The organism is Peribacillus sp. TH16 (assembly GCF_016651095.1).
GTDB classification, from domain to species: Bacteria; Bacillota; Bacilli; order Bacillales; family DSM-1321; genus Peribacillus; species Peribacillus butanolivorans.
The window spans coordinates 1074089-1087050 of record NZ_JAEKEM010000002.1; the positions used below are offsets into that span (position 1 = coordinate 1074089).

Annotated in this window: 12 protein-coding genes; 5 read left to right on the forward strand and 7 right to left on the reverse strand. The window is 37.1% G+C overall.

What is annotated here, in order from left to right; all coding sequences use genetic code 11:
* Nucleotides 1-16 precede the first annotated feature (16 nt).
* Together coxB and cyoE are read right to left on the reverse strand one after the other, a co-directional pair.
* Entirely contained in the window at nt 17-1099 is a 1083-nt protein-coding gene (coxB, locus tag JFV29_RS05150) for a cytochrome c oxidase subunit II (RefSeq protein ID WP_053345202.1), read from the reverse strand.
* Nucleotides 1100-1366: 267 nt separating this feature from the next.
* The gene (cyoE, locus tag JFV29_RS05155) at nt 1367-2305 is read right to left on the reverse strand and encodes a heme o synthase (protein ID WP_057213479.1); all 939 of its coding nucleotides are present in this window, start codon (nt 2303-2305) and stop codon (nt 1367-1369) included.
* A gap of 621 nt (nt 2306-2926) precedes the next feature.
* On the opposite strand from cyoE, the gene JFV29_RS05160 reads away from it, so the two are divergent.
* Nucleotides 2927-3913, forward strand: coding sequence for a COX15/CtaA family protein (locus tag JFV29_RS05160; protein ID WP_201181578.1), 987 nt, complete (start codon nt 2927-2929; stop codon nt 3911-3913).
* A 181-nt stretch (nt 3914-4094) separates the two neighbouring features.
* On the opposite strand, the gene pyc is transcribed toward JFV29_RS05160, so the two are convergent.
* The gene (gene pyc / locus JFV29_RS05165) at nt 4095-7532 is read right to left on the reverse strand and encodes a pyruvate carboxylase (protein ID WP_201181579.1); all 3438 of its coding nucleotides are present in this window, start codon (nt 7530-7532) and stop codon (nt 4095-4097) included.
* A 701-nt stretch (nt 7533-8233) separates the two neighbouring features.
* Nucleotides 8234-8515: a YlaN family protein gene (locus JFV29_RS05170; protein ID WP_201181580.1), complete on the reverse strand. Its 282-nt coding sequence runs from the start codon at nt 8513-8515 to the stop codon at nt 8234-8236.
* A gap of 247 nt (nt 8516-8762) precedes the next feature.
* Here JFV29_RS05170 and JFV29_RS05175 point away from each other — a divergent pair, with 247 nt between their 5' ends.
* On the forward strand, nt 8763-9266 hold the full coding sequence (locus JFV29_RS05175; protein WP_201181581.1) for a peptidyl-prolyl cis-trans isomerase: 504 nt from the start codon (nt 8763-8765) through the stop codon (nt 9264-9266).
* A 75-nt stretch (nt 9267-9341) separates the two neighbouring features.
* Here JFV29_RS05175 and JFV29_RS05180 read toward each other — a convergent pair whose 3' ends face one another.
* Nucleotides 9342-10673: a PhoH family protein gene (locus JFV29_RS05180; protein WP_053345196.1), complete on the reverse strand. Its 1332-nt coding sequence runs from the start codon at nt 10671-10673 to the stop codon at nt 9342-9344.
* Nucleotides 10674-10940: 267 nt separating this feature from the next.
* On the opposite strand from JFV29_RS05180, the gene JFV29_RS05185 reads away from it, so the two are divergent.
* The 3 genes from JFV29_RS05185 to JFV29_RS05195 all read left to right on the forward strand — a co-directional run bounded on the left by JFV29_RS05185 (nt 10941) and on the right by JFV29_RS05195 (nt 12318).
* Complete coding sequence (locus tag JFV29_RS05185) at nt 10941-11540, forward strand: YhcN/YlaJ family sporulation lipoprotein (RefSeq protein WP_201181583.1); 600 nt, start codon at nt 10941-10943, stop codon at nt 11538-11540.
* 162 nt (nt 11541-11702) lie between these two features.
* Nucleotides 11703-11903: a YlaI family protein gene (locus JFV29_RS05190; RefSeq protein ID WP_072272690.1), complete on the forward strand. Its 201-nt coding sequence runs from the start codon at nt 11703-11705 to the stop codon at nt 11901-11903.
* The gene (locus tag JFV29_RS05195; protein ID WP_201181585.1) at nt 11893-12318 is read left to right on the forward strand and encodes a hypothetical protein; all 426 of its coding nucleotides are present in this window, start codon (nt 11893-11895) and stop codon (nt 12316-12318) included. Before JFV29_RS05190 ends, JFV29_RS05195 begins: the two co-directional genes overlap by 11 nt.
* Nucleotides 12319-12355: 37 nt before the next feature.
* On the opposite strand, the gene JFV29_RS05200 is transcribed toward JFV29_RS05195, so the two are convergent.
* Both JFV29_RS05200 and JFV29_RS05205 read right to left on the reverse strand, forming a co-directional pair.
* Nucleotides 12356-12640, reverse strand: coding sequence for a hypothetical protein (locus JFV29_RS05200; protein WP_201181587.1), 285 nt, complete (start codon nt 12638-12640; stop codon nt 12356-12358).
* A gap of 4 nt (nt 12641-12644) precedes the next feature.
* Nucleotides 12645-12953 carry a YlaH-like family protein gene (locus tag JFV29_RS05205; protein WP_053345193.1) on the reverse strand — a complete coding sequence of 103 codons (309 nt, stop codon included), beginning with the start codon at nt 12951-12953 and terminating at the stop codon, nt 12645-12647.
* Nucleotides 12954-12962: the final 9 nt, after the last annotated feature.

The window sequence follows — 12962 nt, forward strand, 5'->3', positions numbered from 1 at the left end:
CTCCTTAATCAATGTTCTATTTTCCTTCCACCTTCAGCTGTAAAAGATAAGCTGCTAGTGCATTAATTTGTGAATCTGAAAGTTCACCGTAAGTACCGGTCATCGTGTTACCCGGTTTATACTTCTCAGGATCCTTGATCCAATTTTTCACATTTTGTTCAGTATGATCCAAAACTCCAGCTACTTTCTCACGTTCACCAAATGTAGCCAGATTCGGAGCTTGACGGGCAGCCTCAGGTCTACTGTCATTAGGCGTAACCGCATGACAACCGATACAGCTTTGGTTAAAGACGTCTTCACCCTGTTTTGCTAAATCACCAGTAACAGTGGGTTCTTTTGCAGACTTCATATCCTTAGTCCATGCTTCAAAGTCGGATTTAGATTTTGTTACCACCTTAAAATCCATCAAAGCATGGGAAGGTCCGCAAAGCTCAGCACATTTCCCGTAAAATAAATTGTTCGAATCTTCTGCCTTTTTACTATCGAATTCTAAGAAAAACTGATTAACTCCATCTGTATTTGTATCCATCTTTCCTCCGGCAGCCGGTACCCAGAATGAATGCTTAACATCTGAAGCAGTTAAATTGAAATACACTTTTTGGTCAGTTGGTACGACCAAATCCTGACTTGTAACAACACCAAGGTCTGGATATTCAAACTCCCACCAATAAAGGTTCGCCCTAACATTTACTACAAGTGCGTCCTTCGTCTTTCCATCCTTATCTTTCTTATCCATTGCTTTTGTGTCAGCTAAGTCAAAAGTTGTGACGACAGTTGGAACAGCCAGAACAATTAAAAGAAGGATAGGAATAACAGTCCAGATAATTTCAAGTTTATGACTTCCTTCAATTTGTTTCGGTATTGTTTCGTCGCCTTCCTTTCGGCGGAAGCGCAGTAACACTACAACGAACAAAATAACCACAACAATAATAACCAGTACCATGATTAACGTACTCAATATCAGTAAATCATACTGAGATTGCGCAACATTGCCAGCTGGCTTCAGCGCGGATAGGAATGGTTCGCCGCAGCCCGAAAGGACAAGTCCTACAATACCCAGCAAAGCAATTAGGCGCCATTTGTGCAGCCTTTTTTTCATAGCTTCAGAAACCCCTCTTTCGTCAAAATTTTCTCACAAAAATAAAAATGGGCGCAATTGCGAATATTCTCTCTATGTCAATTTCTAAAAAAAGAAAGAATCCCTAATCTAAGGAATTATTAAAATGGCTCATGTAACCGCTCTTATGAAGTACTCTCTTGATGCGTTCTCAGTTTATATGTATGGTTGGCGGTTAGTGGACAATTATTGATAAGTAAGCTGCAGCCTGTCAAAGAACAGGCTGCAATATACATTATTTAACTAATACTAAATGAGTGTGACAATAACCATCGCTACAAATAAAATGGTCATATAGTTTAAAGAATATACAAACATGGATGTTGCCCATTTAACATCATCTTTCTTTCTATACCCTTTTATTCCCAAAATAAGCCAACCTGTGCTCAATAGAGCAGCCAGAACAACTAACGGAGTACCTAAAGGTGTTAAAAAGAAAGGAATAAACATTAATACAATAATCCATAACATAATCGATCTTTTTGCGGCCTTGAACCCTTTTACAACTGGAAGCATTGGCACTCCTGCTGCACGGTATTCTTCGACACGTCTCATTGCAAGCGCATAAAAATGAGGAGGCTGCCACAAAAACATAATAGCGAACAAAACCCACGCCATAGTATCAAGACCAGGATCAACGGCAGCCCAGCCAATAAGTGGAGGAACGGCACCGGAAATGCTGCCTATAATTGTATTTGAGACAAATCTCCGCTTAAAAACCATAGTATATAAGACAACATAGGCAAATACGCCAAATGCACCGATTATGGCAGTTGTCATATTAGTCAAAGCGAGTAAAATTAGTCCAGCAGCAATCAAGCCAAAGCTTAACACCAATACCTTTGAAGGCTGTACTTTTCCAGTTACTGTTGGCCGATTTTTCGTTCTTTCCATTAAATGATCGATATCACGATCATAGTAATTATTAAAACTGCAAGATCCAGCCATAATGAGCGCCGAGCCTGCAAGCGTATAAAACACTACATCAAGATTACTTAAAAAGCTAAGCCCTGAAAAATGAAGGGCTAACCATACTCCGGTAAAAGCTGTAATTATATTTGAATTGACAATCCCCACTTTAATAAGTGAGAGAAAATCCTTCCAAACTGTTGTTTCCGGTATATCCGATTGAAGGGCGGCTTTACTGTCCTTCATGACAGCTTCTGACATACCCCTTGTTTCTGACATTTGTTTTCCTCCTTTAAATCATTCACCAAAGACGCAAATGTAAAAAAAGTTACTTACGATATTATAGAACATTATTTCATACTTTTCGATATTTGTAACCAAAGAAGCGTAAACAAAAAGTAAACTATTTACCAATGACCGTTGTCAATGGAATCCTTCTAGAGCTTTTATTCTTTATATCATGCTTAATAACAGTAAAATTTAGTAAAATCATTTCTTCAATATATTAAAACACATTTTTGGAAGCTTTTGTGAAATTTTTTTGGATAATTTTTGACCAATTTGTGTCGCATGAATTTTACTGTGTTTGCTGGTGTTTCATGTCCTTTATTAATAACATATATAGTCAGTTATTATCATCATCCCCTAGGCTATATCTCTATTTTGCTCCTACTTAAAGATTTACACTCCCTTTATTTCTATCAAAGTCTCTTGTAACTTTCAACTATTTCAGGCGTTTTATTTAATAGGTATAATATTAACTGAACTTGTAAAATCATTCTATTTTGTGTAATATCAAGAAAGTTCGACAAATATTTATGCAATATCTTATGCTATTATTTAAGTATGAAATTTATGGAACTAACTAATTTGGCTCCAGAGAAAAAGGTGGGACTTCTAGTGAAATCGTCTCTTAAATGGTTTGCTGTTTTAACTACGATTGTAATGCTTTTCATCTTACTTGGTGGAGCTTTAGTCACTAAGACGGATTCCGGCATGGGATGTGGCAGGTCCTGGCCATTATGTAATGGTCAATTGATCCCTGACAAAATTACGCTTGAATTAGTTATTGAGTTTTCCCATCGACTTGTTTCAGGTGCTGGAGGATTCATGGTTTTAGTTTTATCTTATATGTCTTGGAGAAAAATAGGGCATATTCGTGAAGCACGCTTTTTATCTGTTATTTCTTTTAGTTTTCTAGTTCTTCAGGGGCTTATTGGAGCAGCAGCGGTTCTTTGGTCACAATCTGATTTCGTTCTGGCTCTCCATTTTGGTATATCACTAATCTCCTTTGCTTCTGTCTTTTTATTAACACTTTTGATTTTTGAAGTAGACAAGAAGTTCGAAGCTGAAAAACTTATAGTTGATAAGCGGATGAGATTTCATATTATTGGCATACTAATTTTCACCCTAATAGTCGTATATACGGGTGCACTTGTGAGACATACAGAATCTAGTTTAATCTGTAAGGATTGGCCTTTATGTGTAAATGACAGCCTTGCACTCCCTTCCAACCTATATGAATGGGTTCAGATGGGTCACAGAGCCATTGCTGGGGCATTATTCATTTGGGTATCTTACGTGGCATTTATTACACATAAATATTACAAACATCAAAAAGTAATATATGGCGGTTGGATTGCTGCATTCATTCTCGTTTTTTTACAAGTTACCGCTGGAGCCTTTATTATTTTTTCACGACAGAATTTATATATTGCATTGGCACATGCCTTATTCATAGCTTGCTTTTTTGGCGTAATGAGCTATTTAATGCTGCTGACTTCTAGAAGCAAAAAAAATGCATTAGCCGTTAAAAAAGGGAGTGCAACACATACCGTTAACGGACAGGATGAACAAGAAATAACACCAACCATACCCGCTCGTTAATGTCTGATTGTTCAATTAATAGATTCAAAAAAAGCCATCATTCCTCAGAATGATGGCTTTTTTGTATAAGAAAGACAAATTCGATGTAACCAACTTAACCCAAAGGAGGGCATACAGCAGCTTGAAATCTCAAGGGTACTAATATGCCCAACTTCGATAACAATGTCCTTAGTCAGTGGTATTACTTAGTTATTTCAATCAATAAATCACCAGTACTAATCGCTTCACCATCTTTAACATAAATGTCTTTAATAGTCCCAGAGAATGGCGCCTGCACGGTTGTTTCCATTTTCATGGCTTCCGTAATTATTAGGTGATCACCCTGCTTAACTTGATCCCCTTTTTCGACGACAACACGAATTACCGTACCAGGCATTGTTGCACCGATTTGCTCTTTATTTTTTGAGTCTGCTTTCACTTTGGATTGAACAGAAGATTTAATGTTTTCATCCTTAATGATTACTTCACGAGATTGACCATTCAATTCAAAATACACAACACGAGTTCCATCAGCCAATGGTTGACCGATTGATACTAATTTAACGATAAGCGTTTTACCCTTTTCAATTTCAACTTCGATTTCTTCCCCTAATCTCATGCCATATAAGAAAGTGGCCGTATCAAGGTTTGAAACATCGCCGAACAATTCAATAGTTTTATTGTAATCTAAGAATACTTTTGGATATAGGGCATATGCAAGTACATCGAAATCTGTGACAGCACGTCCCAATTCCTTGAACAATTCTTCTTTTAAAGCGCCAAAATCTACGTCTTCCAACAATTCACCCGGTCTTACAGTAATAGGTTTTTTTCCTTTTAAGATAACTTCCTGAAGCTCTTTTGGGAATCCCCCAACCGGTTGACCCAAATAGCCTTCGAATAACTCTATTACGGAATCAGGGAAATCAATGGTTTGGCCTTTTGTAAGGACATCTTCTTCAGATAGGTTATTTTGCACCATAAATAAGGCCATGTCTCCTACAACTTTAGAAGAAGGCGTTACTTTAACGATATCTCCGAACATTGCATTAACGCGCTGATACATTTCTTTAACTTCATGCCAGCGTTCTCCTAGCCCTACCGCTTTAGCCTGCTGCTGCAGATTACTGTATTGACCACCAGGCATTTCATGTTTGTATACTTCAGTATGAGGTGCGTTCATTCCACTTTCGAAGTCATGATAAAATTTCCTGACTTCTCCCCAGTATTCGCCTAACCGCTCTAGTGAATCAACTTCCAATTTAGGCTGTCTGCTTGAGCCTTCTAATGCATATTGAAGCGTTTGTACACTTGGTTGTGAAGTCAATCCTGCTAGAGATCCAATCGCCGTATCAACAATATCCACGCCAGCTTCAATCGCTTTTGAATACATGTAAATTCCATTTCCGCTCGTATCATGAGAATGCAGATGGATTGGAAGGGAAGTTGTTTCTTTCAATTCTGATACCAGACGGTAAGCAGCATCCGGTTTCAGAAGTCCAGCCATATCCTTAATAGCTAAAATATGAGCACCGGCATGTTCTAACTCCAACGCCATATTTTTATAGTACTCGATATTATATTTGCTACGTGACGGATCATTTAAATCCCCAGTATAACAAATGGCCGCTTCAGCAATTTTACCCGATTGACGGACTGCATCTATCGCCACTTCCATACCTTTTACCCAGTTTAAACTGTCGAAGATCCGGAAAACATCAATTCCTGCATCCGCTGATTTCTCAACGAATTCGCGAATGACATTGTCAGGGTAATTTTTATAACCCACTGCATTTGAAGCCCTTAATAGCATTTGTAAAAGCACATTCGGTGCTTTTTTTCTAAAGCTTAATAGACGGTCCCATGGATCTTCTTTCAAGAACCGATAAGCTACATCGAAAGTTGCCCCGCCCCACATTTCCATAGAAAACAAATTAGGAAGAAGTTTCGCCGTAGGCTCAGCGATATCAAGAATATCTTTCGACCTAATTCTGGTTGCCAATAAAGATTGATGTGCATCACGGAAAGTCGTATCAGTAATCAATACCTCTTTCTGATCTTTAATCCAATTAACAAGCCCCTCTGCACCTTGTTGTTCCAGAATATTCTTCGTACCCGAGATAAGCGGCAGTCCGGCAACATTTGGAATTGGCGCTAAATCGAAAACAGGTTTTTTCTTTTTTTCCACTCCTGGGAATCCATTTACCGTAACATTACCGATATATGAAAGCATTTTTGTTCCACGGTCTTTTCTGACTGGGAAGGTAAATAGTTCCGGTGTTGAATCAATAAAGGAAGTATCGTATTCACCACTAATGAAATTCTCATGTTTTACAACATTTTCAAGGAATGGAATATTCGTTTTAATTCCACGAATCCTGAATTCCTTAAGGTTACGAACCATTTTTGATGCAGCCTGTTCAAATGAAAGCGCATGTGTCGAAAGTTTAACGAGAAGTGAATCATAATATGGTGTGATAACAGCCCCTTGGAACCCATTACCAGCGTCCAAACGAACACCAAAACCTCCACCAGAACGATACACCATCATTTTTCCAGTATCCGGCATAAAATTATTCAATGGATCCTCAGTTGTTACCCGTGACTGTATTGCAAAACCATGCGTTTTAATACCAGCTTGTTCAGGAATCCCAATCTTTTTGCCATGAAGTTCATGTCCTTCAGCAATCATGATTTGTGATTGAACAATATCGATACCTGTAATCATTTCAGTAATGGTATGCTCAACCTGTACCCTTGGATTGACTTCAATAAAGTAAAATTCACCATTTGCTACAAGGAATTCGACAGTACCCGCGTTGACATAGTCAATATTTTTTGACAATTTGACTGCTGCCTCACAAATTCTTTCACGTAAGTCCTCAGAAAGCGAAACAGAAGGTGCCACTTCTACAACTTTTTGATGACGTCTCTGAACAGAACAGTCACGTTCGTATAAATGCACGATATTCCCGTGAGTATCAGCCAAAATTTGAACTTCAATATGTTTTGGATTTTGAATAAATCTCTCTACATAGACTTCATCATTACCAAAGGCTGCTTTGGCTTCAGATTTTGCGCGATCATAAGCCTCTTCAACATCTTCAACTTTCTCAACGATTCGCATTCCGCGCCCGCCGCCGCCTAGAGACGCTTTTATAATAATTGGAAAACCGTATTGTTCACCAAATTCTTTCACTTCTACCACACTTGTTACAGGACCTTCGCTACCCGGGATGACCGGAATATCAGCTAGTTCTGCTTGTGTTCTTGCTTTTACTTTGTCTCCAAACATATCTAGGTGCCTTGATTCTGGTCCAATGAAGATAATGCCTTCTTCTTCACAACGTTTAGCAAAATCAATGTTTTCTGAAAGGAAACCATAACCAGGATGAATCGCATCGACTCCGCTCATCTTAGCAATTGCAATAATACCTTCAATATCCAGGTATGCATCAATCGGCTTTTTGCCTTCCCCAACTAGGTATGCTTCATCCGCCTTATATCGATGGTAAGATCCATAATCTTCTTTTGAATAGATTGCAACTGTACTAATATCTAATTCCGTACACGCCCGAAAAATCCGAATCGCTATTTCTCCACGATTTGCCGCAAGTACTTTTTCTATACGTTTCACCATTGCTACCACCCTAATCAATATGTATTTTTATTGAATATATAGAAAAAAGCGTGATAAACTTCACAACTTTTTATTCACACGTTTATTTCTCCAACAATGGAGACAGTCCTATTAAAATCGTCGTTCCTCAACATAATTATATTTCGATATATTTTTCAGTTATGCATTTATACGTTTCTGAAAAATAAATACACAAAAATAGAAACTTTGCCAATTAGTTAAAATACATTGAAATTATTATAATATACTATCAATATGTTAACTTTGTATTTTTTCAACAATTAATATAACCATAATACTAAAATAAACTGAATACAATAAAAAAATAAAAAATTATGTATATTCGTATAAAAGCACAGGGATTTTCCGTCTTTTGACCCCTCAATATCTATAGTTCTAGAACTAAAGATTCAATACTGATTGAAGATCATCTTACAATCTGCACAAGTTTACTCCATTTTTCTATTTATGAAAAAAGAGTTCATCAACTAAAATGCTAATTCGAATATGTGGTGATAGATTTTCCCGAAAATATTTCTATTAACATTCCATACCCAATAAAAAAAGCTCATTTTGAGCTTCAATCGCACTAATTAGTATAACACTATTGAATTATAGTATAACACTATTACCTAGTATTGTATATAAATAAAAAACTCAAACAATCATCGAGATTTGTTTGAGTTAGTATGTTTTGTATATTATTTTTTTAATGATGCTTCATGCAAAACTGACAATTGCTTTTCAAGAGTTTCCAAAAGGGACTTGCCCTCTTTATCCTCTACTAAGCCTAAACGTACGGCGAAATCAATTTCTCGTGATAGACCGAACATTTGTGTATCAAGTACCTCTTCGTATAAAGGACATTGAGGCATAGTGAGATTCTCCATTTGAACTTTTATCAGTTTTAGAATCTTGTCAGCATCTGCTTTTAATAAAGCATAAGCTTTTTCTCGATGATTGACAAGCATATCAGATGCCATGTTAAATCCCCCCGCTCAGAGCGATTATATCTTAACTTATCTTATCATTAAATTCTACCTTTTGTTGTATGAAAAAGCAAGGACATTGACAAACAAATTGAATAATCCAAACACTAAAATAACACAATCAGCCTCTATACTCATAAACCCGGCAGTAGATATAATCACTATCCTAGATAATGTGACATTTCTTATATAATTGATTATACTTATATAAGAATGTTAGCAACAGAAAGGAATGAGATATTTGGAACCCATCGTGTTTATTAATGGAAAAGTGAAATATCCAATTACTCTAGATCCTGGAGTGTGGATTTTTGATGACCGTAAAATTGAAATCGATACATACTTCAATGCTGAGAGAGTTCAAGTCAATGAATTAGAAGAGTATACAATTGCAGCGTCCAAACATTGGCAAAAGGAAATTCAAGAGGGCGCTACCATGCCTCCTACATTAAAAACGGAACGAAAGTTTGAGAAGCAAAGATTGATGGAGGGGACTTTTGGCATTCCTTTTGAACCTTTTTTGAAAAACGCCGAACCTGAAACCGGTGTAACAGAAGTTATTGTTACAACTGATGAAAAAGAGCTTACATTTCCATTCGAAGTAGCGCTTGAATTTTTCCTTGGCTTTTCCAAGGATGGAAAGCCAATTAAAGTAACCGAGGGCGGACCTATGGAAATTTATTTTGGAGATGCCTCTAATATCAATAACCCAATTAAGAATGTACGATCTTTCACTGTTAAATAAAAGTACATGTACCATAGTTATAGAAGCCTGAATGCATTATTTAAAACGACAAGGGAAATTTCCCTTGTCGTTTTTTTATAAAAGTGTAGCAGCAAGCTGAGCTAAACCGGATCTTTCTCCTTTTATCAGTTTAACATGGCCAGCAATACGCTCGGTCTTGAATTTTTCTACAACGTAGGTCAAACCATTATTATATTCATCTAAATAAGGATGATCGATTTGCTCCGGATCCCCCATCAAAACAATTTTACTCCGCTCCCCTACTCTTGTTAATATGGTCTTCACTTCATGTTTCGTTAGATTCTGCGCTTCATCTATGATGATGAACTGATCCGGAATACTCCTACCCCTGATATAGGTTAAAGCTTCTACTTCAATCGAACTCATGCCAGCTAGAATTGCGTCCAATTCCCCTGGTTTTTTCGTATTGAACAAATATTGCAGATTATCAAAAATAGGTTGCATCCAAGGTCTAAGCTTCTCTTCTTTTTCCCCAGGTAAATAACCAATATCTTTACCGACCGGAACAATAGGCCTAGCTACTAGAAGCTTCTTATATTGAGATAAATCTTCTGTTTGCATCAATCCTGTTGCCAATGCCAATAGCGTTTTTCCTGTCCCAGCCTTACCAATAAGCGTCACAAGCTGAATGTCAGAACGAAGTAACAAATCAAGGGCCATCGTCTGTTGAACGTTTCTCGGCTTAATTCCCCAAATATGTTCTCCTTCATACATTAGTTTCTTAACATATCTGCAGTTCTCATCTACAATCCCAATCGCTGAGGCTGAACTTCCCAATGTATCCTTCATCAGCAAGAATTGATTAGGGTAGTATAAATCTTTTGTCAGTTCTTCAAGCTTAAGATGACTTTTTTCATAAAACTTATTCAGATTGTCAATCGACACAAAAACTTCTTTATGCCCTCCATAAATATGGTCCATTTCAACAACACGATCATTTAAAAAATCCTCCGCCTCAAGCCCAATCGCATCAGCTTTTACACGCACTAGAGTATCTTTACTGACAAGAATGACCGTCTTCCCATCTTCCTTTGTTTCTTCCTCTAAAGATAAATTTTTTGCAACTGCTAATATTCGATTATCATTTGTTTTCTCCACGAAAATTTCCTGAAGTTTATGAAATGAACGATGATTAAGTTCAATTCTTAAGCTACCTCCATTATGAAGCTGAATGCTTTGATGAAGCTTTCCTTTTTCACGAAAGCTATCGATCAATTTTGATACCTGCCTGGCATTTCTTCCGATTTCATCCATATACCTTTTTTTCGAATCCAATTCTTCTAAAACAACTGCTGGAATGACTACTTCATTATCTTCGAATGAGTAAATCGCATACGGATCCTGCAACAGGACATTCGTATCTAAAACATAGATTTTTTTCCCCAATATGACGCCTCCTGCCTGCTCTTTATCGGATATGTCTTACCATTGACTGCACTCAGCAGTTATGTAGCGGACGAGACTGTTGATAAAATATATGTTCCTTTGCATAAAGATAGAAGAACATTTACAGACTATAAAGAAAACTTCCTGCAAAGTGAGCTTTGATCATATGGAACACAGCAGGTTTACTGCAATTTATGCATCAGACTTAGTTGGAGTGGACAGGCTGTAATTAACGGAAAGGTAATTTCCTAAAAGGAGGATGGACATTTGCGGAAACTTATTTTATCTCTTGCTACTGTTCTGTTAATGACAGGCTGCTCGATGAATAATAATAATGAACAGTCACAAGATAACACAAAAAGTAATCTAACTAAAGTTAATAATTCGTCTGTTCAGGAAACGGATAGAAAAACTGGTCGGCAAACAGCAAAAAGACTCACTGGTCTGGCTAAATCCATTCCCGAGGTGAATGATGCCACTGCAGTCGTACTTGGCAAATATGCCATAGTCGGAATTGATATTGACCAAGACATTGAACGTTCACAGGTAGGAACGATTAAATACTCGGTTGGTGAAAGCTTCAAAAAAGATCCAAACGGAGCAAATGCTATCATCGTCGCTGATCCTGATATAAATGAACGAATTAGGGAGGTGGCTAAGGATATTAATAATGGCAAACCTGTAAGAGGAATACTAAATGAACTGGCTGACATCACCAGTCGAGTCATTCCTGAGGTTCCAGGTGATATTTTAACCCCAACGCCCACAAAAGTCATTGAAAACGAAAAGGCTAAACTTAATGATAAAAAGGAAAGAAAACAGCTTGATGAGGAGCAAAATGATCAAGCTAATCACTATAAAGAGTAAATAACCCCAACCCGAAGAGACCTTCGGGTTTTTGTCTTTTATACAGTCATAACCTTAATAATGATTAGTCACTCACATGTAAGTTTCACTTTATCCTCGTTTTACCATAAAAATATTGGTATACTTAAAAGCATATTGAAATTGAAGTGAGGTTCAAATAATATGAAGGTTAAATGTGTAATATGTGATCAAATTGAATCTATACCAGATGATAGTCCAGAAGCAAAGAAACTTCGTAACCGTCCTATACATACCTATATGTGCAATACATGCAATCAACGCATAGAAGAGCGTACAAACGAACGGATTGCCACCGGGAATTTCCGTCTTTACCGCACTATCAAAAATGAAGATGAATGGTAAAACATTAAAAAAGGTCTGTTTGATTGGCCTGATTAATGGGATCATGCTCGGCTTCTTAATGAAGTGGATGGAAATGTATTCAGGAAAACAAGTGTATCAGCTTTTATTAAATGTAGATTTCCTTCCAGTAATCGGGGCAATCCCCTGGAGTGAGGCAACGTTGTTCCTTTTCCATCTCCTTGTCTCACTTACAATTACTTTTAGTTATGTATATATCCTTCATACTTGGAGCATATTTCGCAAATGGAAAACATACACACTTGCTATTTGCATCATCACTCCTGCGATTCTGCTTTATTTTCCATTATCCTTGCTTTCACAAACGGAAGTTGCCCATCCATTCGATCTGGCTGCTTTCTTTTTGTGGTCTCTCTTACATCTTATTTACGCGATATTTCTTCCAAAAGCAATATAAAAAGAACCGTGCGAAATTCGCACGGTTCTTTTTATCATCACTCGATATTTTTATACTTATCTGGTTCTAGTTGTATTTGATCCAACATAATATCAATCAATTCAATAGGAAAACGTTGCTTTTTCATTTCGTCTCCTATTAGAAATTCAACGAAATAAAAAGGTTCTATTTTTGAAACGGAATCAATGATTACTTGATGATCATTTTTCAGCATCTGCATGAAAAACATTTCTGTTTCGCGCGCAGCTGAATCATCAGGTCTTGCAACACAGACAACTCTAATCGTCAACCAATTGTATAAAGCATCTTGTAATGATTTCATCATCTTATGCCTGTTCTTCTTTTCTCGAATTATGAAGACGAATTCTATAAATCCCTAGAACAAGCGATGCGATGACTAATGCTTCCCCCATTGGCAGAAACACTGCAAAGAAAGAAAGAAGGGTACACCCAAGTGCCATTACCGCGTAAATAATCACATTTTTTAGCAAAGGTAACTTTTTGGCAAAACCTAGCTGATAGACAAGGATGCATAATCCAAAAATCGTTAAATATAAATACCACATTCCTGCTTCAGGATTTTCATCCACTCTGTACAAAGCTGCAAAAAATGATAATCGCTCTTGGATATCCAATCTTTTCTC